Source organism: Streptomyces sp. NPDC002573, assembly GCF_042889625.1.
Classification (GTDB): domain Bacteria; phylum Actinomycetota; class Actinomycetes; order Streptomycetales; family Streptomycetaceae; genus Streptomyces; species Streptomyces gibsoniae.
In genome coordinates this window covers 107,530-130,510 of sequence record NZ_JBIARC010000019.1, presented here as the reverse complement: position 1 = coordinate 130,510, position 22,981 = coordinate 107,530, and the positions used below count along the sequence as shown (strand labels likewise).

General features: G+C 73.2%; 21 protein-coding genes. 15 read left to right on the top strand and 6 right to left on the bottom strand.

Going from position 1 to position 22,981, the window contains the following annotated elements:
* Positions 1–9 precede the first annotated feature (9 nt).
* A complete protein-coding gene (locus ACFYX0_RS19920) occupies positions 10–729 on the top strand; it encodes a helical backbone metal receptor (RefSeq protein WP_388971808.1) in 720 nt (239 codons plus the stop codon).
* Here the strand turns inward: ACFYX0_RS19920 and ACFYX0_RS19915 are convergent.
* A complete protein-coding gene (locus tag ACFYX0_RS19915) occupies positions 695–1,819 on the bottom strand; it encodes a TDT family transporter (protein WP_388971806.1) in 1,125 nt (374 codons plus the stop codon). The two genes, ACFYX0_RS19920 and ACFYX0_RS19915, sit on opposite strands and share 35 nt — an antisense overlap.
* 70 nt (positions 1,820–1,889) lie before the next feature.
* On the opposite strand from ACFYX0_RS19915, the gene ACFYX0_RS19910 reads away from it, so the two are divergent.
* Entirely contained in the window at positions 1,890–2,813 is a 924-nt protein-coding gene (locus tag ACFYX0_RS19910) for a LysR family transcriptional regulator (protein WP_388971804.1), read from the top strand.
* Positions 2,814–2,822: 9 nt separating this feature from the next.
* Here the strand turns inward: ACFYX0_RS19910 and ACFYX0_RS19905 are convergent, their stop codons facing one another.
* Entirely contained in the window at positions 2,823–3,515 is a 693-nt protein-coding gene (locus ACFYX0_RS19905) for a gamma-glutamyl-gamma-aminobutyrate hydrolase family protein (protein ID WP_388971802.1), read from the bottom strand.
* Between the two features lie 78 nt (positions 3,516–3,593).
* Positions 3,594–4,331: an FCD domain-containing protein gene (locus ACFYX0_RS19900; protein WP_355909889.1), complete on the bottom strand. Its 738-nt coding sequence runs from the start codon at positions 4,329–4,331 to the stop codon at positions 3,594–3,596.
* 75 nt (positions 4,332–4,406) lie between these two features.
* Between ACFYX0_RS19900 and ACFYX0_RS19895 the strand changes: the two genes are divergently transcribed.
* From ACFYX0_RS19895 to ACFYX0_RS19885, 3 genes are read left to right on the top strand one after another with little or no spacing between them, the layout of a single operon-like run.
* Entirely contained in the window at positions 4,407–5,777 is a 1,371-nt protein-coding gene (locus tag ACFYX0_RS19895; protein ID WP_388971800.1) for a glutamine synthetase family protein, read from the top strand.
* An 11-nt stretch (positions 5,778–5,788) separates the two neighbouring features.
* Positions 5,789–7,168 (top strand): aldehyde dehydrogenase family protein, encoded by a 1,380-nt coding sequence (locus ACFYX0_RS19890; protein ID WP_388971798.1) that lies wholly within the window; start codon positions 5,789–5,791, stop codon positions 7,166–7,168.
* Complete coding sequence (locus tag ACFYX0_RS19885; protein WP_388971796.1) at positions 7,165–7,956, top strand: 3-oxoacyl-ACP reductase; 792 nt, start codon at positions 7,165–7,167, stop codon at positions 7,954–7,956. Before ACFYX0_RS19890 ends, ACFYX0_RS19885 begins: the two co-directional genes overlap by 4 nt.
* Before the next feature lie 67 nt (positions 7,957–8,023).
* Here the strand turns inward: ACFYX0_RS19885 and ACFYX0_RS19880 are convergent, their stop codons facing one another.
* Positions 8,024–9,226, bottom strand: a complete 1,203-nt coding sequence (locus tag ACFYX0_RS19880; RefSeq protein ID WP_388971794.1) for an amino acid deaminase/aldolase — start codon at positions 9,224–9,226, stop codon at positions 8,024–8,026.
* 292 nt (positions 9,227–9,518) lie between these two features.
* On the opposite strand from ACFYX0_RS19880, the gene ACFYX0_RS19875 reads away from it, so the two are divergent.
* Positions 9,519–11,279 carry a hypothetical protein gene (locus ACFYX0_RS19875; protein WP_388971792.1) on the top strand — a complete coding sequence of 587 codons (1,761 nt, stop codon included), beginning with the start codon at positions 9,519–9,521 and terminating at the stop codon, positions 11,277–11,279.
* A complete protein-coding gene (gene mycP, locus ACFYX0_RS19870) occupies positions 11,276–12,499 on the top strand; it encodes a type VII secretion-associated serine protease mycosin (RefSeq protein WP_388971790.1) in 1,224 nt (407 codons plus the stop codon). Before ACFYX0_RS19875 ends, mycP begins: the two co-directional genes overlap by 4 nt.
* Before the next feature lie 19 nt (positions 12,500–12,518).
* On the opposite strand, the gene ACFYX0_RS19865 is transcribed toward mycP, so the two are convergent.
* Positions 12,519–13,484 carry a serine hydrolase gene (locus tag ACFYX0_RS19865; RefSeq protein WP_388971788.1) on the bottom strand — a complete coding sequence of 322 codons (966 nt, stop codon included), beginning with the start codon at positions 13,482–13,484 and terminating at the stop codon, positions 12,519–12,521.
* A 159-nt stretch (positions 13,485–13,643) separates the two neighbouring features.
* Between ACFYX0_RS19865 and ACFYX0_RS19860 the strand changes: the two genes are divergently transcribed.
* The gene (locus ACFYX0_RS19860; protein ID WP_388971786.1) at positions 13,644–14,375 is read left to right on the top strand and encodes an SseB family protein; all 732 of its coding nucleotides are present in this window, start codon (positions 13,644–13,646) and stop codon (positions 14,373–14,375) included.
* A 114-nt stretch (positions 14,376–14,489) separates the two neighbouring features.
* Here ACFYX0_RS19860 and ACFYX0_RS19855 read toward each other — a convergent pair whose 3' ends face one another.
* Positions 14,490–14,885: a DUF1844 domain-containing protein gene (locus ACFYX0_RS19855; RefSeq protein ID WP_311699165.1), complete on the bottom strand. Its 396-nt coding sequence runs from the start codon at positions 14,883–14,885 to the stop codon at positions 14,490–14,492.
* 413 nt (positions 14,886–15,298) lie between these two features.
* Here ACFYX0_RS19855 and infC point away from each other — a divergent pair, with 413 nt between their 5' ends.
* From infC to pheT, 7 genes are all read left to right on the top strand, one after another.
* Positions 15,299–15,946: a translation initiation factor IF-3 gene (infC, locus tag ACFYX0_RS19850; RefSeq protein ID WP_311699183.1), complete on the top strand. Its 648-nt coding sequence runs from the start codon at positions 15,299–15,301 to the stop codon at positions 15,944–15,946.
* A 185-nt stretch (positions 15,947–16,131) separates the two neighbouring features.
* The gene (rpmI, locus tag ACFYX0_RS19845) at positions 16,132–16,326 is read left to right on the top strand and encodes a 50S ribosomal protein L35 (RefSeq protein ID WP_055470308.1); all 195 of its coding nucleotides are present in this window, start codon (positions 16,132–16,134) and stop codon (positions 16,324–16,326) included.
* Positions 16,327–16,423: 97 nt separating this feature from the next.
* Positions 16,424–16,807 carry a 50S ribosomal protein L20 gene (gene rplT / locus ACFYX0_RS19840; RefSeq protein WP_311699166.1) on the top strand — a complete coding sequence of 128 codons (384 nt, stop codon included), beginning with the start codon at positions 16,424–16,426 and terminating at the stop codon, positions 16,805–16,807.
* 144 nt (positions 16,808–16,951) lie between these two features.
* Positions 16,952–17,812 carry an RNA methyltransferase gene (locus ACFYX0_RS19835; protein ID WP_355909915.1) on the top strand — a complete coding sequence of 287 codons (861 nt, stop codon included), beginning with the start codon at positions 16,952–16,954 and terminating at the stop codon, positions 17,810–17,812.
* Positions 17,813–17,903: 91 nt separating this feature from the next.
* Positions 17,904–19,049 (top strand): ATP-binding protein, encoded by a 1,146-nt coding sequence (locus ACFYX0_RS19830; RefSeq protein WP_388971784.1) that lies wholly within the window; start codon positions 17,904–17,906, stop codon positions 19,047–19,049.
* 168 nt (positions 19,050–19,217) lie between these two features.
* The gene (pheS, locus tag ACFYX0_RS19825; RefSeq protein WP_355909921.1) at positions 19,218–20,339 is read left to right on the top strand and encodes a phenylalanine--tRNA ligase subunit alpha; all 1,122 of its coding nucleotides are present in this window, start codon (positions 19,218–19,220) and stop codon (positions 20,337–20,339) included.
* Entirely contained in the window at positions 20,339–22,867 is a 2,529-nt protein-coding gene (pheT, locus tag ACFYX0_RS19820; RefSeq protein ID WP_388971782.1) for a phenylalanine--tRNA ligase subunit beta, read from the top strand. Before pheS ends, pheT begins: the two co-directional genes overlap by 1 nt.
* Positions 22,868–22,981: the final 114 nt, after the last annotated feature.

Sequence of the window (22,981 nt, the reverse complement as noted above, 5' to 3'; positions counted from 1 at the left end):
GAGGCCTCGATGCGTGTCGTCTCGCTCGTCCCGTCGCTGACCGAGGCCGTGGCCGCCACCGTGCCCGGCGCGCTGGTCGGCGCGACCGACTGGTGCAGCCACCCCCGGGACCTCGATGTCGTCCGGATCGGCGGCACCAAGAACCCCAAGGTCGAGCGGATCGTCCAGCTCGCCCCCGACCTGGTGCTCGCCAACGAGGAGGAGAACCGCGAGCCGGATCTCGCCGCCCTGCGTGAGGCGGGACTGACGGTCCTCGTCACCGAGGTGCGGGACGTGCCGGGGGCCTTCCGCGAGCTGGAGCGGGTCATTGCCGCCTGCGGGGCGCCCGCCCTGCCGTGCTGGCTGGAGGAGGCCCGCGCCGTCTGGGCGCGGCTGCCGGTGCCCGAGCGCCGTACGACCGCGGTGGTGCCCGTGTGGCGGCGGCCCTGGATGGTGCTGGGCCGTGACACCTTCGCCGGGGACGTGCTGGCCCGGCTCGGCGTGGACAATGCGTACGCGGCGCACCCGGAACGCTATCCGCGGATCCCCCTGGAGGAGCTGCACGCGGCGGCGCCCTCGCTCCTGGTCCTGCCCGACGAGCCGTACCGCTTCACGGCCGAGGACGGCCCGGAGGCCTTTCCGGGGCCGCCGTGCGCACTGGTCGACGGACGCCATCTCACCTGGTACGGCCCCTCCCTGGGCGAGGCACCGCGTGTCATCGGCGAGGCGCTGCGAGCAGCTCTCCGCTGACGACTCCCCGGCCCGTGCGGGAGGCGGCGACGGCCCAGGCGGCGACGAGCAGCACATACAGTCCGGTCGCGAGCGCGTCGAGGGCGGTGAGCGCGGTGCGCCGGGCCAGTGCCTCCGCGCCGGTGACACAGGTGCCGACCGGGAACGTGAACGCCCACCAGGTCATCGTGAACCCCATGCCCCGCCGTCGTGCGCGCACCGTCAGGGCGCCGGCGAGCGCCAGCCACAGCAGGGCGAAGCCCAGCACCGGAACGCCGTAGAGCAGGGCGAGAACGTCGAGTCCGCGGGCGTACGGCGCCGGTACGGCGCCCGCCGCGGCGCCCGCGAACGCGCCGGTGGCGGTGACGGACTGGCCGAGCGGACCGAGGACCAGGAACAGGGCCGGTGTCTGCGCGAGCGGCAGCGGGCCCCGGACGATCAGCCGGGCGAGGATGAGCGGCAGCATCACGAGGGTGGCCAGAAGGCTCAGCCCGAACATCGCCAGACAGCCCAGCAGCAGCGTCTCCCGGCCCTGCCCGGCGGGCAGCTGCGGGATCAGCAGCGGTCCCTGGGCCGCGGAGACCATGGGGGCGACCAGACACAGCAGCCACACCGGGCCGGCCTGGTCCGGTTCGATGCGGTGCCGGGCGACCATCAGATACGGCACGGCCACGGCGATCGCCAGCCCGGCGGCGCTGCCGGCGGTGAAGAGGACGGTGTCGAGGGCGACGGCGGCGCCCGCCCCGATCCAGTCCCGGCCCACCACCATGGCACCGCCGCCGACGGCGAGCAGGGCCATGGCGAGGCAGCCGTAGAACGGGGCCATCGCGGGGTCGAGGAGATGGGCGCGGGCCTGGTCGCGGTGGTGGATCCAGTGCAGGGCGCGGGCACCGAGGAGGAGCGCGAGCAGGACCAGTGCGAGCGCCCAGACGGCCGCGCAGGCGGTGCGCAGCCCCGGTACCTGCACGGCGTCGGGCAGCCCCGCACCGGCCGTCGCCACGATCGCCGTGCCCATGATGGACGCGTACCAGTTCGGGCCGAGGTGGCGGACGGCTGTGGCGCGCCTTCGGGGGGCGTCGGGGAGGACCAGGGGCGGAGCTGCGGTGACCATGACTGCACCATCTCCCAGGACCCCCCCGCCGACCAGGGGCGATGTATCTATGAGGGCATAAACTGTCCTTATGAGCAGGACGGACGACGACGGGATCCCGGTGGCCGGTCTGGCCCGCCGGGTGCCGGACCTGGGGGCCTTGGAGCTGCTGCTCGCCGTCGCCCGGCTGGGGAGCCTGGGGCGTGCGGCGCGGGAGCTCGGGATCACCCAGCCGGCGGCCAGCAGCCGGGTCCGGTCGATGGAACGGCAGCTGGGCGTGGCGCTGGTGGACCGCTCGCCACGCGGCTCACGGCTGACGGACGCGGGGGCGCTGGTCACCGACTGGGCCCGGCGGATCGTGGAGGCGGCGGAGGCGTTCGACGCGGGGGCACAGGCGCTGCGGGGCCGCCGGGACTCCCGGCTGCGGGTGGCCGCGAGTATGACGATCGCGGAGTATCTGCTGCCCGGCTGGCTGATCGCGCTGCGGGCGCAACGCCCGGACACGGCGGTGTCGCTGCTGGCCGGGAACTCGGCGGCGGTCGCCGAGCGCCTGCTCGCGGACGAGGCGGACCTGGGTTTCGTGGAGGGCCTCACCGTGCCGACGGGCCTGGACGCCGCCGTCGTCGCCCGTGACCGCCTCATCGTGGTGACGGCACCGGGGCACCCCTGGGCCCGCCGTCGTGAGCCCCTGTCCGCCGGAGAGCTTGCGTCGACCCAGCTGATCCTCCGGGAGGAGGGCTCGGGCACCCGTCAGGTCCTCCAGGCAGCCCTGGGCGGTCTGGCCCGCCCTCTGCTCGAACTGTCCTCGACGACGGCGGTCAAGGCGTCCGCGGTCAGCGGGGCGGGCCCGGCGGTGCTGAGCGAACTCGCCGTCGGGGAGGAACTCTCGGCCCGCCGCCTGGTGAGCGTCCCGTTGGAAGGCGTACGACTGGACCGGGCGCTGCGGGCCGTGTGGCGCACGGGCCACCGGCCGACCGGCCCGGGACGGGACCTGCTGGGGCTGACGCGCGGGTAGGGGGCGCCGTCAGGGGGGCGACGCGGCCCGTACCAGCGCCTTCATCACCCGTACGTCCTCGCCCATCTCCGGATGCCACTGCACGCCCAGCACCCAGCCGTCGCCCGGCCGTTCCACCGCCTCGACCGTGCCGTCCTCCGCGTGGGCCGAGGCCAGCAGCCCCGCCCCGAGCCGGTCCACCGCCTGATGGTGGTACGTCGGCACGGACACCGGCTCCGGCGCGACCTCCGCGTACCGGGTGCCCGGCACCGGCTTGACCGTGTGCTGTCCGAACACCCCCACCTCGGCGGCGTCATGCCCGTCGATGTGCTGCACGAGCGTGCCGCCCAGGACGACGTTCAGCAGCTGCATCCCGCGGCAGATGCCGAGCAGGGGAGTGCCGGCGGACAACGCCGCCTCGATCAGGGCGAGTTCCCAGGCGTCCCGCTCGGGCGCCGGCCTGCCGGTCCGGGGGGAGCGCTCGGCGCCGTAGCGGGACGGGTCGACGTCCGGGCCGCCCGCGATCACCACACCGTCCAGCCGGGCCACCGTCGCCGCCGCGTGCGCCGGATCGTCCGGCGGCAGCATGGCTGCCAGTCCGCCGGCCCGCTGGACCAGCAGCGGATAGCCCGCGGGCAGCAGCGCCGCGTCCAGCTCCCACCGGCCCCAGCGGGTGCGGGCCTCCAGATAGGTGCTGACACCGATCAGCGGTCGTCCGGTCACATCGGCCTCCCCTGACTCCAATGGAGTGAACTCATACCTTTACCCGGTACCGGGATGTGTGTCCCGGACGAGGTGTGCTCACGCCAAAAACCCCCGCAGCAGCGCCGCCGTCCCGGCGCAGTGCTCCCGCATCATCTCCCGCGCGCCGTCCGCGTCCCCGTCGAGCACCGCGTCCACCAGTGCCTCGTGCTGGCGCTGCGAGTGCTCCAGGTTCCGCACCAGCAGCGGGATGCAGTCCAGCAGGTCGTTGACCGTCGCCCGGACGGCCGCGTACTGCGCCGTCAGCGACGGTGAGCCGCACAGCTCGGCCAGGGTCAGATGCAACAGCGTGTCCCGCCGCCGGTACTCCGCGAGCGGGGCGTCCTGGGTGCCGGCCAGCGCCTCCCGCAGCCGCGCGCCCTGCTCCGGGGTGAGACCGTGGGCCGCGCACAGGCCCGCCGCCCCCACCTCCAGCACCTCGCGGAACCGCAGCACGTCCTCGATGTCGGTGCCCGCGACCCGCCGGCGCAGTTCGTCCTCGCCGCCCGCGTCGGCGCGGGGCCGCACGAACGTGCCGCCGTAGCGCCCGCGCCGCGACTCCACCAGGCCCTGGTCCTGGAGCACCTTCAGCACCTCGCGCAGCGTCACCCGGCTGATCCCGAGGCGCTCCGCCAACTCCCGCTCGGCGGGCAGCCGTTCGCCTCCGGGTACCAGTCCGAGGCGGACGATCTGGAGGATCTGCTCCAGCGCCTCCTCGAAGCCGTTGCCCGCGCGCACGGGCCGCAGCACCGGCGTCAGCCGGTCCCGCGGGCCGGCGCCGGACTCCGTCTGCGACATCGTGCCGCGCCCCCTTCCCAAGAAATGGTTCTCGGAAATACCTTATGACTCTCGGCGGACCGAAGGAGACCTTCCGTGGCACACCGCACACCCCCGCTCGGCGTCGAGGAACTCCACGCCCTCGTCGCGGGCGGTGAGATCGACACCGTCGTCCTCGCCTTCCCCGACATGCAAGGGCGTCTCCAGGGCAAGCGGTTCGCCGCCCGCTTCTTCCTCGACGAGGTACTGGAGCACGGCACCGAGGGCTGCAACTACCTCCTCGCCGTCGACACCGAGATGAACACCGTCGACGGCTACGAGATGTCCTCCTGGGACCGCGGCTACGGCGACTTCGCCCTCCACCCGGACCTCGGCACCCTGCGCCGGGTGCCCTGGCACGAGGGCACGGCCCTGATCGTCGCCGACCTCGCCTGGAGCGACGGATCGCCCGTGGCCGCGGCGCCCCGGCGGATCCTGCGCCACCAGCTGGAGCGCCTCGCCGCCCTGGGACTCACCGCGCAGGTGGGCACCGAGCTGGAGTTCATCGTCTTCAAGGACACCTACGAGCAGGCCTGGGACGCGAACTACCGGGCGCTGACCCCGGCCAACCAGTACAACATCGACTACTCCGTGCTGGGCACGGGCCGTATCGAGCCCCTGCTGCGCCGCATCCGCAACGAGATGGCGGCCGCCGGCCTCGTCGTCGAGTCCGCCAAGGGCGAGTGCAACCCCGGCCAGCACGAGATCGCGTTCCGCTACGACGAGGCCCTGGTCACCTGCGACCAGCACGCGATCTACAAGACCGGCGCCAAGGAGATCGCGGCCCAGGAGGGCGTCTCGCTCACCTTCATGGCCAAGTACAACGAGCGGGAGGGCAACTCCTGTCACATCCACCTCTCGCTCACGGACGAGGACGGGCGCACCGTCATGCCCGGCGGGCCGGCCGACCCCGGCGGGATGTCGCAGGTGATGCGGCACTTCCTCGCGGGACAGCTCGCCGCCCTGCGCGAGTTCTCGCTCCTGTACGCGCCGGGCATCAACTCCTACAAGCGGTTCCAGCCCGGATCCTTCGCCCCGACCGCGGTCGCCTGGGGGCACGACAACCGCACCTGCGCCCTCCGGGTGGTCGGGCACGGCCGTTCGCTGCGCTTCGAGAACCGGGTGCCCGGCGGCGACGTCAACCCGCACCTCGCGGTCGCCGGGATGGTCGCGGCCGGGCTGTACGGCATCGAGCACCAGCTGGAGCTTCCCGACCCCTGTCCCGGCAACGCCTACGGCGCCGAGTACGAGCACATCCCCACCACGCTGCGCGAGGCCGCCGAGCTCTGGGAGAACAGTGCCGTCGCCAAGGCCGCCTTCGGCGACGAGGTGGTCGCGCACTACCACAACATGGCCCGCGTCGAGCTGGCCGCCTTCGACGCCGCGGTGACCGACTGGGAGCTGCGCCGCTCCTTCGAACGCATGTGAGAGGTGCTTTCGTGCCGAACGAGCATGAGCTGCAGGTACTCAACCCGGCCACCGAGGAAGTCGTCGCCACCGTCCCCGCCGCCACCGCGGCCGACGTGGACGCCGCCGTCGCACGCGCCGCGCGGGCGCAGTCCCGGTGGGCGGCGCTGCCGCCGGGCGACCGGGCCCGGCTGCTGCGCAGGTTCGCCGTGACGGTCGACGAGCACCTCGAAGAACTCGCGTGGCTGGAGGTGCGTGAGGCGGGACACACGATCGGCAACGCCCGCTGGGAGGCGGGCAACGTCCGGGATCTGCTCGACTACGCGGCCGGGGGAGTGGAGCGGCTCACCGGCCGGCAGATCCCGGTCCCGGGCGGGCTGGACGTCACGATCCTCGAACCGCTCGGCGTGGTGGGTGTCATCGCGCCCTGGAACTTCCCCCTGCCGATCGCGGCCTGGGGCACCGCCCCGGCGCTCGCGGCGGGCAACGCGGTGCTGCTCAAACCCGCCGAGACGACACCGCTCACGGCCCTGCGCCTGGCCGAACTGGCCCTCGCCGCAGGCCTGCCGGACGGACTGTTCCAGGTGCTGCCCGGCCACGGCCCCGTCGCGGGCGCCGCCCTCGTCGAGCACCCGGGCGTGGCGAAGATCGTCTTCACCGGGTCGACGGACGTGGGCAAGCAGATACTGGCCAAGGGCTCCGCCCTCCTCAAGCGCGTCACCCTCGAACTCGGCGGCAAGAGCCCCAACATCGTCTTCGCCGACGCCGACCTCGACGCCGCCGCGACCGCCGCCCCCATGGCGTTCCTCGACAACTCCGGCCAGGACTGCTGCGCCCGCACCCGCATCCTCGTCCAGCGCTCCGTCTACGACCGCTTCCTCGACCTGCTCGCCCCGGCGGTCGAAGCGGTCGTGGTCGGCGACCCGGCCGAGGAGAGCACCCAGATGGGCCCGCTGATCTCGCGGACCCAGCTGGAACGGGTCCGCGGCTATGTCGACGCCGACGCCCCCGGCATCCGCGGCAAGGCTCCCGAGGGCCCCGGGTTCTGGTTCCCGCCCACCGTCCTCACCGGTGTCGAACCGCACGCGCGCGTGGCCGTCGAGGAGGTCTTCGGGCCGGTCGCCGTCGTGCTGCCCTTCGAGGACGAGGCCGACGCGATCCGCCTCGCCAACGACACCCCCTACGGCCTCTCCGGCTCCATCTGGACCCGGGACGTCGGCCGCGCGCTGCGGGTCACCGGGGCCGTCCGCGCGGGCAACCTGTCCGTCAACTCCCACTCCAGCGTCCGCTACTGGACCCCCTTCGGCGGCTTCAAGCAGTCGGGGATCGGCCGTGAACTCGGCCCGGACGCCCTGACCGCCTTCACCGAGACCAAGAACGTCTTCATCAGCACGGAGGACCCCGCACAGTGACCTCGCAGACACCCGACATCATCTGCCGCCGCCTGGTCGGCCGGACCGCCGTCGTCACCGGAGCCGGCAGCGGCATCGGCCTCGCCACCGCGCGCCGGCTCGCCGCCGAGGGCGCCCATGTCGTCTGCGGCGACATCGACGAGGCCCGCGGAAAGGCCGCCGCCGACGAGGTCGACGGGCTGTTCGTGAAGGTCGACGTCACCGACGCCGACCAGGTCGAAGCGCTCTTCAAGGCCGCCCACGACACCTACGGCAGCGTCGACATCGCCTTCAACAACGCCGGCATCTCGCCGCCCGACGACGACTCCATCCTGGAGACCGGCCTGGAGGCCTGGAAGCGGGTCCAGGAGGTCAACCTGACCTCCGTCTATCTGTGCTGCAAGGCCGCGATCCCCTACATGCGCCGCCAGGGCAAGGGGTCCGTCATCAACACGGCGTCGTTCGTCGCGCGCATGGGCGCGGCCACCTCGCAGATCTCTTACACCGCCTCCAAGGGCGGCGTGCTCGCCATGTCCCGGGAGCTGGGCGTGCAGTTCGCCCGCGAGGGCATCCGGGTCAACGCGCTGTGCCCCGGGCCGGTCAACACCCCGCTGCTGCAGGAGCTGTTCGCCAAGGACCCCGAGCGCGCCGCGCGCCGCCTGGTGCACATCCCCGTCGGGCGGTTCGCCGAGGCCGAGGAGATCGCCGCGGCCGTCGCGTTCCTCGCCAGCGACGACTCCTCCTTCGTCAACGCCACCGACTTCCTGGTGGACGGCGGCATCTCGGGCGCGTACGTCACGCCGCTGTGAAGAGGAGCGGTGAGCGGGCTCGCGGCCGCCGTCCTGGCGGCCGCGGACCCTCACGGCCGGGCGGTCCTCACAGGAACGTGTGTCCCTCGCCCCGGTAGGTCGGCGCGGTCGCGGTGACCTCGTCGCCCTCCACCAGATGCAGCACGTCGAAGCGCTCGCACAGCTCGCCCGCCTTGGCGTGCCGGAACCACACCTTGTCGCCGATCAGCAGGTCGTCGGCGGGCGCGCCCAGCAGCGGCGTCTGCACCTCGCCCGGACCCTCCTGGGGGTCGTAGACCAGTCCCTCGGGCAGATACGGGACGGGCAGCCGGTCGGGTCCCGCCGCGCCCGAGGCGGGGTAGCCGCCGCCCAGCACGGTCACCACGCCCACCCCCGGCCGGCGCACGACCGGCTGGGCGAACAGCGCGGCCGGCCGGCCGTGGAAGGAGGTGTAGTTGTCGAACAGCCGCGGCACATACAGTCCCGAGCCCGCCGCTATCTCGGTCACCGCCTCCTCGGCGGCCGTGTACTGCACACTGCCCGTTCCGCCGCCGTTGACGAACTCCAGGTCCGGTGCCACGGCCCGGACGGCCCGCACCACCTCGGCACGCCGCCCGGCCAGCTCCCTGCGCGCCGTGGCCTGCATCAGCCGGATGGCCCGGGAGCGCACCGGCCGCCCCGCCACCGCGTCACCGACACCGGCGATATGGCCCTCGTAGGCCATGAGGCCCACCACCCGGAAGCCGGGGGTGCGCGCGACCACCCGGGCCATCTCGGCGACCTGGGCCGCCGAGTGCAGCGGCGAGCGCCGCGCACCGACCCGCACCCGCCCGCCGAGCAGCTTCAGCGAGGTGTCCAACTCCAGGCAGACACGCACCACTTCGGTGCCGCCCTCGCGGGCGTCGTCGATGAGGCGCAGCTGGGCCGGGTCGTCGATCATCACCGTGACGGAGGCGGCGAGCTTGGGGTCGCTCGTCAGCTCGGCGAAGCTCCGGCGGTCGGCCGACGGATAGGCGAGCAGCACGTCGTCGAAGCCGGACCGGGCCAGCCACAGGGACTCGGCGAGCGTGAAGGACATGATGCCCGCGAAACCCTCCCGGGCCAGGACCCGTTCAAGCAGGGCACGGCAGCGCACGGACTTGCTGGCGACCCGGATCGGCTTGCCGCCGGCCCTGCGGCGAAGATCGTCGGCGTTCGCGTCGAACGCCTCCAGGTCCACGATCGCGACAGGCGCGTCGAGATGGGAGGTGGCCCGGTCGTAGCGGGCCCGGTCTGCGGCGCGGGCAGTCATGAACGAAGCCTGCCAGACCCGAATTCCGCAGGGTAGGGGGACGATCCGGGCAGATGCCCCGGTGCGGGAGTCTGGTTCCCGTTCGAAGGGCATCAGCCCGTAGAGTGACGCGCACGCGGTGAGCGACGGGCGCCGCCCAGCCGTATGTGTCGGGGGATGGGTGTCCGGCCACGCGGGTATGCCTGCCCAGGGACGGGCGGCGCGTCCCCATCGCGCGTACGGACCGCTCCCGACGGGCGGTCGAACTCCCCGGGAGACCGGGGTGGCCCGGCCAAAACGAAACGGGGGGTGCATGAGCACGGAAGCGCGTCGCGCCTCCATCCCTCCGAGCCCCCCGCATCCGCCCCGCCCGGCGAGCCCGCCGGGCACGGCGTCCGCGCAGCCCGACCGCACACCGCCCGCCCCGCAGGTGCCGGGGCCGCGCGATCGCGCCGAGGTCCCGCCGCGCCCCGAGCAGCCGCCCGCGCCGGGCCCCGCATCGGTCCCCGCCGGCCCGGCCACGCCGCCCCGGCCGAGCGGACCGCCGCAGCGGATCCCGGCACCCCAGGAGCGGCCCACCGCGCGCACGACTCCGCCCCGCCCCGCCGAGCACCCGCCGGCCCCGGCGAACGGGGCGTCGCCGTGGACGGACGCGCCCGCCTCCTACGAGCGAGCCGGTGCGAACGGTGCGAACGGTGCGCCGAGCGGGTCCGCCGCCGTCGACACGCCCTCCCGCCCCGGCGCGGCCACGCGGCCCTTCCGGATCGGCGCGACCGGCTCAGGGCCCTCGGCCCCGGTTTCCGGCGGTACGGCGCCCCGGTCGTCCGGTGCCACGGCGACCCCGGCGTCCGGCGGTACGGCGCCCCGGTCGTCGGCCCCGGTGCCCAGCGGCACGGCGCCCCGGTCGTCCGGTGCCACGGCGACCCCGGCGTCCGGCGGTACAGCGCCCCGGTCGTCGGCCCCGGCGCCCGGCGGCACGACGGCCCCGCCGACCGGCGGAGCCCCTGACGCGTACACGCGCGCTACCGCCGCCCACCCCCGGTCCGCGCGGCTCGACCGGCAGGCCCGGCCCGGCACCCCGCCCCCGCCGGTGCCCTCCGCGCGCTTCCCGGACGCACCGCCCACCGTGGGCGTGTCCCTGCCGGGCGCCGGGACGGCCCCCGCATCGCCGCTGCCCGCCGAGGGCATCGTGGAGACCACCGCGCGCCTGGGATCCGGCCCCGACACGGACCGCCGCGTCGTCTCGCCGCGCCCTGTCGTCACCTTCGCCGAACCCGACATCCGCGACGCCGACACCGCGCGCCCGCGGCTGCTCGGCATCCTGGTCGGCCCCCGCACCGCCGGGGCCGCCGTCTGCCTGGTCCTCGGTCTCGGACTCATCGGCGGTGCCGTGACCGGCAGTTGGCTCGTCGGTGACGGTTCCGGAGAGGGCACGCAGGGGGCGTACGCCGTCGCCGGGAACCTCTGGCACGACGCGCCCGTCGACCAGCTCTTCCCGCCCACCGTGCACGGCCCGGGCGCCGGCCCCGGCGGCGCCGACCGCACCTGGACACGCGTCGCCGTCGCCCCCGACAGCGGCTGCGCGGACGCCTTCGACCCGCTGCTGCGCAAGGCCCTCGCCCCCGCCGGCTGTCTGCGGCTGCTGCGCGCCACCTACACGGACGCGACCCGCAGCGAGGTCACCACCGTCGGCCTGCTGTTCACCCGGGCCGACTCCGCCGCCATGACCGCCCTCGCCCGCCGCTTCAAGAACGAGGGCCTGGACCGGCGCACCGACCTCATGCCCCGCCCCTACGCCGCCGAGGGCACCCTCGCGGCGGGCTTCGGCGACGACCAGCGCGCCTCCTGGACGATCTCGGTCCGCACGGACCTGCCCGTCGTCGTCTACGCGGTCTCCGGCTTCGCCGACGGCCGTACCGTCACCGAACCGCAGCCCGCCGTGGACGCCAGGAAGACCGGCGCGACCACGGCCCCCGCCCAGGCGGGTCTCGGCTACGAGGCGACGGGCCTCGCCGACCGCATCGCCGCCACCCTCCACAAGAGCGTCACCGCGGCCACGGAGAAGCCGTCATGAACCCCGCCACGAGCCCCCGTACCCCCGCCAAAGGCGCCGTCACGACCCGTCGCAGGACCGGTGCCCGCCTTCTGACCGTCCTGCTCGCCGGCTCCGTGGCCCTGCTGCCGTCGACCGTCGTGCACGCCGACGGCATCCGGGCCCAGGAGTGGGCGCTGGACTCGCTGCACGCCCAGGAGGTCTGGCAGACGACCAAGGGCCGCGGCATCACCGTCGCCGTCCTCGACACCGGTGTGGACGCGACCCATCCCGACCTCGCCGGCAATGTGCTCCCCGACAAGGACATGGTGGGCTTCGGCGCCCAGCGCGGCGACCGGCCCTGGGCCCGGCACGGTACCGCCATGGCCGGCCTCATCGCCGGTCACGGCCATGGCATCGGCGACTCCGACGGCGTCACGGGCATCGCCCCCGAGGCGAAGATCCTTCCGGTCCGCGTCATCCTCGAGGACGGCGACCCGGCCCGTACGAAGGCCCGCAACACCCGGGGCAACGCCCTCGCCGAGGGCATCCGCTGGGCCGCCGACCACGGCGCCGACGTCATCAACCTCTCCCTCGGCGACGACTCCGACTCCGCGCACCCCGAAGCGGTCGAGGACGAGGCGGTGCAGTACGCCCTGAAGAAGGGCGTCGTCGTCGTGGCCTCGGCCGGCAACGGCGGCGACAAGGGCGACCACATCTCGTATCCCGCGGCCTACCCGGGCGTCATCGCCGCGACCGCCGTCGACCGCAACGACACCCGCGCCTCCTTCTCCACCCGCCGCTGGTACGCCACGGTCAGCGCGCCCGGAGTCGACGTCGTCATAGCCGACCCCGACCGCAAGTACTACGAGGGCTGGGGCACGAGCGCGGCCTCCGCCTTCGTCTCGGGCGTGGTCGCGCTGATCAAGGCCGCCCGGCCGGGCCTGACCCCGGCCCAGATCAAGCGGCTCCTGGAGCAGACGGCCCGCGACGCCCCCACCGGCGGCCGGGACGACGCCCGCGGCTTCGGCCTCGTGGATCCCGCGGCGGCCGTCAAGGCGGCGGCGAAGCTCAAGCCGGGGGACCTCGGGGCGGCCGAGTACGCCACCAAGTACTTCGGCCCCGGCCCCGACTCGGCCGGCGGCGGCGCGGACTCCCCGGACTGGGCGGTCCCGCTGGCGGGCGGACTGGGCGTGGCACTCCTGGCGGCGGCCGTGGTGCTGTGGCGCGGGCGTACCCGAACACGCCCCCAGGGACTCTGACCGCGGTCCGCCCCGGTGCTCAGGCCGGGTCGTCCGCGAACGCGGAGACCGCCGCCTGCGCGGCCGCCTCCACCAGCGAGATGCCCTTCTCCTTGGTGGAGTTGCCGTTGGACAGCGCCGCCACCAGATAGTCGTGCCCGCCGGCCGTGACGCGCCCGATGCTGTTGATGATCCACAGCCCGGTCGTGCTGCGCGGCAGCCAGCCGTTCTTCAGCGCCCACCGGGTGCCGTCCGCGGCGGCCGACACACCCCAGTGCTGGTCCGCGGCGATATGGCCCATGAGCCCCTGGAGATACGTCCGCGACGCCGCACTCAGCTTCGAGTCGCCCCCGAACACCTGCTGGAGCAGGGTGAGTTGATCGGCGGCTGTGGTCCGGGTCAGCCCCCACAGCGCACCGTCACCGCCCGCGGTGTCCGTCAGGCCGAAACGCTTGTTCGCGGTGTCGAGGCCGTCTGCCTGCCCGATCGCCGTCCACAGCGCAGACGCGGAGTCGTTGTCGCTGTCCTCGATCATGGCGGTGGCGTACGTCCGCTCCTGCCCGGTCAGCCGCCGGTCCGCGTCCTGCGCCTGGAGCAGCAGCGTCGCCAGGATGTCGACCTTCACGATGCTGGCCGTCTCGAAGGCTGTGTCGCCGCCGTACGCGGCGCTCTCGCCGGACCTTGTCTCCAGCACCGTCACGGCGACGTCCGCGGTGCCCTCGACGGGCAAGGCCTTCACGGCCTTCGCCAGCAGCGCGCCGCGGTCCGCCGAGGGCTTCGCCGCAGGTTCCACCGATGCCTCCTGGGTAGCCGAGGCCGACGCCCGGGGCGTCACCGACGACTGCGACGATACGGCGCCCGCGGCGGCGTGCGCCTGCGCCCTCACATACGCGGTCGCGCCGACCGTACCTGCGGCGAGGACGACCGACGCCAGCGCCGTCCAGAGCAGCGGGCGGCGTCGCGGGGGGCGGGCACGGCGGCGACGGGGGGCTCTGTGGGACTCCATGGCCGCGATGCTCGGGGCCGGTGCTGTGCGCGCCGTTGGACGGAGGTGAGATCCGTGTCAGCGGGCCCTGAGAAACCCGTGAGACCCGTGAGACCGGCGCCCGCGGTGCGCCAGGGGCGGCACCGGACCGGCCGGGACCCCCCGATAGGGTCGGTGACCGTGGCGAACAAGAACATTCCCGACTCCGGCTTCTCCGACGACGACGGTGCGGCCGACCCCCGGCTCAGCGCGGCGCTCGCCGCGTGGGCCGAGGACCGCGCGGCCGTGGGGCCCGTCCTGGAGGCGCTGAGGGGGGCACGGCTCCTCGTCCCCGTCGTCGCGGTGCTCGGGGAGGTGGAGGAGGACGAGAACGGCCTGCGCCGCGAGAAGACCAGCGACATGGCCGTGCCGACGCTCCGGGCCGGCGGCCGCACGGCGCTGCCCGCGTTCACGTCCACCGACGCGCTGGCACGCTGGGACCCCGCCGCCCGGCCCGTCGCCGTACCCCTGCACCGGGCCCTGCAGGCGGCGGCGCACGAGCAGGCCGACACGATCGTGCTGGACATGTCCGGGCCGGTGGCCTTCGAGCTGACGGGCCCCGCGCTGCTGGCGCTCGCCGAGGGACGCACCAGTGTCGACCCGCTCGCGGACCCCGCGGTGCGCGAGGCGGTGCGTGCCGCCGTCGCCGCGGAGCCGTCCGTGGTCCGCGCCCATCTGGGTCCCGGCGAGGCCGACGGCACCCTGGCGCTCGTCCTCGACGCGTCGGTGCCTCCGGCCGAGGCCGCGCGCGCCGTGGCGGGCCGGCTGGCGGCCGACGAGACGCTGAGGGCCCGCCTGGTGCGCGGTCTCGACCTGGCACTGCTGCCGGCCGGGGTGACGCCTCCGGGCGAGCCCTTGTACGTACGAGGATGAATCAGCCGTGACGACGGGTCCGGATCAGCCGTGGCGACGGCGTCCGGGCCGGCCGTGACGGCGGGATCCGGGCCGTCGGGCGACGGCTCCGGATCAGCTGTGGACCGCTCGGGATCAGCCGTAGACCGGCCCGGTGTACTTCTCGCCCGGACCCTGGCCCGGCTCGTCCGGGACGATCGACGCCTCGCGGAACGCCAGCTGGAGCGACTTCAGGCCGTCGCGCAGCGGAGCCGCGTGGAAGGAGCTGATCTCCGTCGCGCTCGCGTCGAGCAGACCGGCGAGGGCGGTGACCAGCTTGCGGGCCTCGTCCAGGTCCTTGTACTTGTCGCCCTCCTCGGTCAGACCGAGCTTCACGGCGGCGGCGCTCATCAGGTTGACGGCGACGGTCACGATCACCTCGACGGCGGGGACCTCCGCGATGTCGCGGGCCATGGCGTCGAAGTCGGGACCGTCGGCGGCAGCCGGAGAACCAGCGGAGGCCTGGGGTTCCTCGGGGGAGGTGTCACTCATGCCTCACACGATAGGCCCCGGCGCGCTCCCTCCCGCGCGCGGGAGGCCCGGCGGCCGGGGCCGCGGATGCCCGGTGCACGCCGGTTCGCACCACTCCCGGGGAGCTGCTAGCCTTGTGTGACGACCGGCCGAGCACGGCTGTGCCCGGCCCACAAGTGGAGGCTCCGATCTCCCACCTGACCGCCCCTCGGGGCGGCGGGTCACCGGTCAGGCGGCCCCCACCGTTCCGTACGGACGGTGGAGTCGCCCGATAGTGCGCCCCGCGGTCACCGCGGCGGTGCTCCGGAGTGTTCGGAGTCCCGCCTGTGTTCCGTCCGGGGCATTTTTCATGTGCCGCGGCGGTTGGTCCTTATGTCAACCGGACATACGCGGCTGTCCGCCAGGCGGCCGTATGGTGCTACCGAGGAGGATCCATCAGCACCGAGCCCCGCATCAACGACCGGATTCGCGTTCCCGAGGTGCGACTTGTCGGTCCCAGTGGCGAGCAGGTCGGTATTGTGCCGCTTGCCAAGGCCCTGGAGCTTGCGCAGGAGTACGACCTGGACCTGGTCGAGGTCGCGGCGAACGCCCGTCCGCCTGTGTGCAAGCTCATGGACTACGGGAAGTTCAAGTACGAGTCGGCCATGAAGGCCCGTGAGGCGCGCAAGAACCAGGCGCACACGGTCATCAAGGAGATGAAGCTCCGGCCGAAGATCGACCCGCACGACTATGACACCAAGAAGGGTCATGTCGTCCGGTTCCTCAAGCAGGGCGACAAGGTCAAGATCACGATTATGTTCCGTGGTCGCGAGCAGTCCCGGCCTGAGTTGGGCTACCGGCTGCTGCAGCGCCTCGCGGAGGACGTCCAGGACCTCGGTTTCGTCGAGTCGAACCCGAAGCAGGACGGCCGCAACATGATCATGGTTCTCGGTCCGCACAAGAAGAAGACCGAGGCGATGGCCGAGGCTCGTCAGGCGCAGGAGGCCCGCAAGGCGGAGGCGAAGGCCAATCCCGGCCGCTCGCAGAACGCCGCTGATGCCGAGACCACTGAGGCCCCGGCCGAGGCTTCCGCCGAGGCGTGATCCCGGGGCCGAGGCCCCGGGGGAGCACCGGACGTACGGACGTACGGACCACCGCGAGGCGGACGTGCGGACCCCGGAAAGCCCGGGACGGCAGTCCCAGGATGTAACCGATACAAGAGACGCTCCATCGTGCCCGGTTCCACGACCGGGCACCGGAGCGCCACCGACGAGGAGAGAACGGCGCTATGCCGAAGAACAAGTCGCACAGCGGTGCCAGCAAGCGCTTCAAGGTCACCGGCTCCGGCAAGGTGCTCCGTGAGCGCGCCGGCAAGCGCCACCTGCTCGAGCACAAGTCGTCCCGCCTGACGCGTCGCCTCACCGGCAACGCCGAGATGGCCCCGGCCGACGCCAAGAAGATCAAGAAGCTTCTCGGCAAGTGACGCGGCGGCGCTCCTGAGCGCCGAACGTCAACACCGGGACCCAATCGATTCCGGGCCGTGTGAGTTCCACCGCGGCCCCGCTACAAGGAGTTAACAAGTGGCACGCGTCAAGCGGGCAGTCAACGCCCACAAGAAGCGCCGGGCGATCCTCGAGCAGGCCTCCGGCTACCGCGGTCAGCGTTCGCGCCTGTACCGCAAGGCCAAGGAGCAGGTCACCCACTCGCTGGTCTACAACTACAACGACCGCAAGAAGCGCAAGGGCGACTTCCGTCAGCTGTGGATCCAGCGCATCAACGCCGCTGCCCGCGCCAACGGCATCACCTACAACCGCTTCATCCAGGGTCTGAAGGCCGCCAACGTCGAGGTGGACCGCAAGATCCTCGCGGAGCTGGCCGTCAACGACGCCAGCGCGTTCGCCACGCTCGTCGAGGTCGCCCAGAAGGCGCTGCCGGCGGACGTGAACGCCCCCAAGGCGGCCTGAACGCCGCGCCGGCCCAGCCGACGTGACTGAACGGACCCGCAGGCTGCACAAGCCTGCGGGTCCGACTGTGTTCGCCGACCGGCGCCGCGCGCGCCGCGCGGCCGTCGGCGGACAGAGATCTCTGAACTCCCGAAGGTGACACACATGCCCTCCGCCGCCCCCGAGCCGATCTCTTCCCGCTCGCCCCGCGTCAGCGCGGCGCGACGGCTTGCCAAGCGGAACTTCCGGGGCAAGGATCGGCTGTTCCTCGCCGAGGGGCCGCAGGCGGTGCGCGAGGCCGCCGGGCACAGCACCGCCGCCGGGGCCACCCTCGTGGAGCTGTTCGCCACCCCGGACGCGGCCGAGCGCTACGCCGACATCGTGGGGCAGGCCCGGGCCGTCGGCGCCCGGGTGCACCTGGCGGACGAGGAGGTGATCGCGGACATCTCCACCACCGTCACCCCGCAGGGGCTGGTCGGCGTCTGCCGGTTCCTCGACACCCCCTTCGACGAGATCCTCGCCGGGCGCCCCCGGCTGGTCGCGGTCCTCGCTCATGTCCGCGATCCCGGCAACGCGGGGACCGTGCTGCGGTGCGCGGACGCCGCCGGGGCCGAGGCCGTCGTCCTTACCGACGCCTCCGTCGACCTCTACAACCCCAAGGCCGTCCGCGCCTCCGTGGGGTCGCTCTTCCACCTCCCGGTCGCCGTCGGCGTCCCCGTCGAACGCGCCGTGGCGGGCCTGAAGCAGGCCGGTGTGCGGATCCTGGCCGCCGACGGCGCCGGAGACCGCGACCTGGACGACGAACTGGACCAGGGCACCATGGGCACCCCCACCGCCTGGGTGTTCGGCAACGAGGCCTGGGGGCTGCCCGAGGAGACGCGCGCGCTCGCGGACGCGGTCGTACGGGTGCCGATCCACGGAAAGGCCGAGAGCCTGAACCTCGCGACCGCCGCCGCCGTATGTCTCTATGCCTCCGCCCGGGCACAGCGCGCCTACGGAGGGTGCCGTTCCGTCACCACCGGCTAGTAGGGTGGCGGGTTCGGGGGCCCTCCCCCCAGCTCTCTGCTCGAGCGAGGAGGCAGGTTTCCCCACGCCGGACGAGAGGTGAGGTACGGGGATGGGTGTCGGCACGAGCAGAGCTCCGGGAGCACGGGACGCGCACCGCGCGCCCGCGTCCCGGTGCGGTGATCTCGCCGAACTCGGCATCGACCCGGACGAACTCCCCGACGGACTCGTGGTCGCGGACGAACACGGCCTCGTGATCTGCTTCAACGCCGCGGCCGCCCGTATCACCGCCGTCCCCGCCGCCGAGGCCCTCGGCAGACGTCTCGACCACGCGCTGCCTCTGGAGGACCTGGAGGGCCGCCGCTGGTGGCAGCTGACCGACCCCTACGGCGGGCTCGCGATCCGGGTCCGGCAGCCCGAGCGCAATCTGCTGCTGCCCGGCGGACGCGAGGTCCTCGTCGCGGCCCGGTATGTGCGCGCGTACCCGACCGGGCCGATCCGCCGGGTCGTCGTCTCCCTGCGCGACACCGAGGCGCGGCGCCGCACCGAGCGCAGCCACGCCGAGCTGATCGCCACCGTGGCCCATGAGCTGCGCTCGCCCCTCACCTCCGTCAAGGGCTTCACGGCGACCCTGCTCGCCAAGTGGGAACGCTTCACCGACGACCAGAAACGGCTGATGCTGGAGACCGTCGACGCCGACGCGAACCGGGTCACCCGGCTCATCGCCGAACTGCTCGACATCTCCCGTATCGACTCCGGACGGCTGGAGGTGCGTCGGCAGCCGGTCGACATGGGCGCGGCCGTCGGCCGGCACATCCAGGCCTATGTCGCCGCGGGCCAGCCCGCCGACCGTTTCCTGCTCCGTATCGAACAGCCCCTGCCCGAGCTGTGGGCGGACCCCGACAAGATCGACCAGGTGCTCAGCAACCTCATCGAAAATGCCGTGCGCCACGGCGAGGGAACCGTCACGATTGACGTCACACCCGCGGTGTCACGCCGCGAAGGGGAAGACGAACAGAACACCGCCACGTCAGTCACCGTGAGCGACGAGGGTCCCGGCATCCCGGAGGAATCCATGAACCGCGTCTTCACCCGCTTCTGGCGGGGCAGCAAGCGCGGTGGCACGGGGCTCGGGCTCTATATCGTCAAGGGCATCGTCGAGGCCCACGGCGGCACCATCACGGTCGGCCGCGCCCGCGGCGGCGGCGCGGAGTTCCGATTTACCCTGCCCGTGGGGACCCCGGCGCACCTGCTGTAGGCGCCGCCCGAGCCCCCACGGGCGCATTCGCTTTCCCTGGCACCGTTAGACTCGACCTTTGGCACCTTTGCGTCCCGAAGACGGAGACGACTCATCCTTGAGGACGACTCATCATCCTTGAGTCGGTGACGGGGACCCTCAGCCAGCCAATCGGAAGCACGGGAAGAGATGTCGGCACCCAATAAGTCGTACGACCCTGTCGAGGTCGAGGCCTTGAAACCGGAAGAGATCGAGCGCATGCGGGACGAGGCGTTCGCCGCCTTCACCGCCGCGGACTCCCTCGCCGCGCTCCACGAGGCCAAGGTCGCCCACACCGGCCCCGCCTCGCCGCTGTCCCTGGCCAACCGCGAGATCGGCGCCCTGCCCCCGCACGCCAAGGCGGACGCCGGCAAGCGCGTCGGCATGGCGCGCGGCGCCGTGAACAAGGCGCTCGCGGCCCGCCAGACCGAGCTGGAGGCCGAGCGGGACGCCCGGGTCCTGGTCGAGGAGTCGGTGGACGTCACCCTGCCCTACGACCGTGTCCCGGCCGGTGCCCGCCACCCGCTGACCACGCTCTCCGAGCGCATCGAGGACATCTTCGTGGCCATGGGCTACGAGGTCGCCGAGGGCCCGCAGGTCGAGGCGGAGTGGTTCAACTTCGACGCCCTCAACATCGGCCCGGACCACCCGGCCCGCGGCGAGCAGGACACGTTCTTCGTGCAGGGCCCCGACGGCGGCAGCGACTCCGGCGTCGTGCTGCGCACGCACACCTCGCCGGTCCAGATCCGCTCCATGCTGGAGCGCGAGCTGCCGGTCTACGTGATCTGCCCCGGCCGCGTCTACCGCACCGACGAGCTGGACGCCACGCACACGCCCGTCTTCCACCAGGTCGAGCTGCTCGCCGTGGACGAGGGCCTGACGATGGCCGACCTCAAGGGCACCCTGGACCACATGGTCCAGTCGCTGTTCGGCGAGGGCATGAAGACCCGGCTGCGGCCGAACTTCTTCCCGTTCACCGAGCCGAGCGCCGAGATGGACATGCTCTGCTACGTCTGCAAGGGCGAGTCCGTCGGCAACCCCGACCGGCCCTGCCGTACCTGCTCCTCCGAGGGATGGATCGAGCTCGGCGGCTGCGGCATGGTCAACCCGCGGGTGCTCACCGCCTGCGGCATCGACCCGGAGAAGTACAGCGGCTTCGCCTTCGGGTTCGGCATCGAGCGGATGCTGATGTTCCGCCACAACGTCGAAGACATGCGAGACATGGTCGAGGGTGACGTCCGGTTCACCCGGCCGTTCGGGATGGAGATCTGATGCGGATCCCGCTTTCTTGGCTGCGGGAGTACGTCGACCTGCCGGCGACGGAGACCGGGCGAGACGTCCAGGCCAAGCTCATTTCGGCAGGCCTCGAGGTCGAGACCGTCGAGCAGCTCGGCGCCGACCTCAAGGGGCCGCTCGTCGTCGGCCAGGTGCTGACCATCGAGGAGCTGGAGGGCTTCAAGAAGCCGATCCGCTTCTGCACCGTCGACGTCGGCCAGGCCAACGGCACTGGCCAGCCCCAGGAGATCGTCTGCGGCGCCCGCAACTTCTCCGTCGGTGACAAGGTCGTCGTCGTCCTGCCGGGCGCCGAGCTCCCCGGTGGCTTCGCGATCGCCGCGCGCAAGACGTACGGCAAGACCTCGCACGGCATGATCTGCTCCAGCGACGAGCTGGGCATGGGCGACGACGGCACCAAGGGCATCATCGTGCTGCCGCCGGAGACCGAGGTCGGCAAGGACGCCATCGAGCTGCTGGAGCTGGTGGACGAGGTCCTCGACATCGCCGTCACCGCCAACCGCGGCGACTGCCTGTCCATCCGCGGTGTCGCCCGCGAGGCCGCCATCGCCTACGGCGTGCCGCTGCGCGACCCGGCGCTGCTCGACGTCCCGGGCCCCAACGCGTTCGGCCCCTCGGTGAAGATCTCCGAGCCGCGCGGCTGCGACCGCTTCACCGCCCGCACGGTGACCGGCCTCGACCCCCACGCGCGCTCCCCGATCTGGCTCCAGCGCCGGCTGCAGAAGGTCGGCATGCGCCCGATCTCGCTCGCCGTCGACCTCACCAACTACGTGATGATGGAGATCGGGCAGCCGCTGCACGCCTACGACCGCAAGCTGGTCCAGGGCACGATCGGCGTGCGCCGGGCCGAGGAGGGCGAGAAGTTCACGACCCTCGACGGTCAGACGCGCAAGCTGCACTCCGAGGACCTCGTGATCACCGACGACCGAGGCCCCATCGGCCTCGCGGGCGTCATGGGCGGCGCCAACACCGAGATCGCGGATCACTCGGCGGACCCGGAGAACGCGACCACCGAGGTCGTCATCGAGGCCGCGCACTTCGACCAGATCTCCATCGCGCGCACCGCCCGCCGGCACAAGCTGTCCACCGAGGCGTCCCGCCGCTTCGAGCGCGGTGTCGACCCCCAGGCGGCCTCCGCGGCCGCCCAGCGCACGGCCGACCTGCTGGTGCTGCTCGCGGGCGGCACGGCCGACGCCGGTATCACCGAGGTCATCGCGCCCTCCGCGCCGCACACCATCGCCATGCCCGCCGACCACCCGGACCGGGTCGCGGGTGTCGAGTACGGCCGTGAGACCGTCGTCCGCCGCCTCCAGGAGGTCGGCTGCGACGTGTACGGGCAGGACGAGCTGATCGTCGCCGTCCCGTCCTGGCGGCCCGACCTCACGGACCCCAACGACCTGGCCGAAGAGGTCATCCGACTGGAGGGCTACGAGAACCTGCCCTCCACGCTGCCCAAGCTTCCCTCGGGCCGCGGGCTGACCCAGCGGCAGCGACTGCACCGCCGGGTGGGCCGGGTCCTCGCCGGTGAGGGCTACGTCGAGGCGCCGAACTACCCGTTCGTCGGCGAGCAGGTCTTCGACCAGTTCGGCCTGGAGGCCGACGACCCAGCCCGCCGGGTGGTCAGGCTGGTCAACCCGCTCAACGACGAGGAGCCCGCGCTCCGTACGACGCTGCTGCCGGGCCTGCTCGGCGCGCTGCGCCGCAACGACGGCCGCGGCAACCACGACATGGCGCTGTTCGAGACCGGCCTGGTCTTCCTGCCCCGCGTCCAGGACCCCGCGGTGGAGCGGCCCGCCGCCGGACATCTGTCCGTCGACCGGCGCCCGACCGACGAGGAGATCGCCGGGCTGAACGCCGCGCTGCCCGAGCAGCCGCGCCACGTCGCCGTCGTCCTCGCGGGCGCCCGGGAGCAGGCCGGCTGGTGGGGCAAGGGCCGTCCGGCCGACTGGGCCGACGCCGTCGAGGCGGCACGGACCGTCGCCCGCGAGGCCGGGGCCGAGCTGATCGTTCGCAAGGGCCAGTACGGTCCGTGGCACCCGGGCCGCTGCGCCGAGCTGGTGGTCGCCGTGGACGGCACCGAGCGGGTCGTGGGTCACGCGGGTGAGCTGCACCCACGCGTGGTGAAGACGCTGGGCCTGCCGGAGCGCACCTGCGCCATGGAGCTGGACCTGGACGTGCTGGAGCAGGTGGGCACTGACACCCCGCAGGCGCCGCACATCGCCGGCTTCCCGGTCGCCACCCAGGACGTCGCCCTGGTCGTCAACAAGACGGTCGCGCACGCACACGTCGAGGCCGCGCTGCGTGAGGGCGCCGGTGAACTGCTGGAGTCCATCCGGCTGTTCGACATCTACGAGAGCGAGCAGCTCGGCGAGGACAAGAAGTCGCTGGCGTACGCGCTGCGCTTCCGTGCCTCCGACCGCACCCTGACCGTCGACGAGGCCTCCGCGGCCCGTGACGCGGCGGTCGCGCTGGCGGCGGAGCGCACCGGGGCGGCGCTGCGGAGCTAGGTCCTGTCGTCGCGGGGCAGGCGGGAGTTTGACGACCGGGCCTAGTACCCGCACCGGGTTCGAAGAGGGGAGCTGCGCGGCCGCGCAGCTCCCCTCGCTGCTGACGGGGGCGTG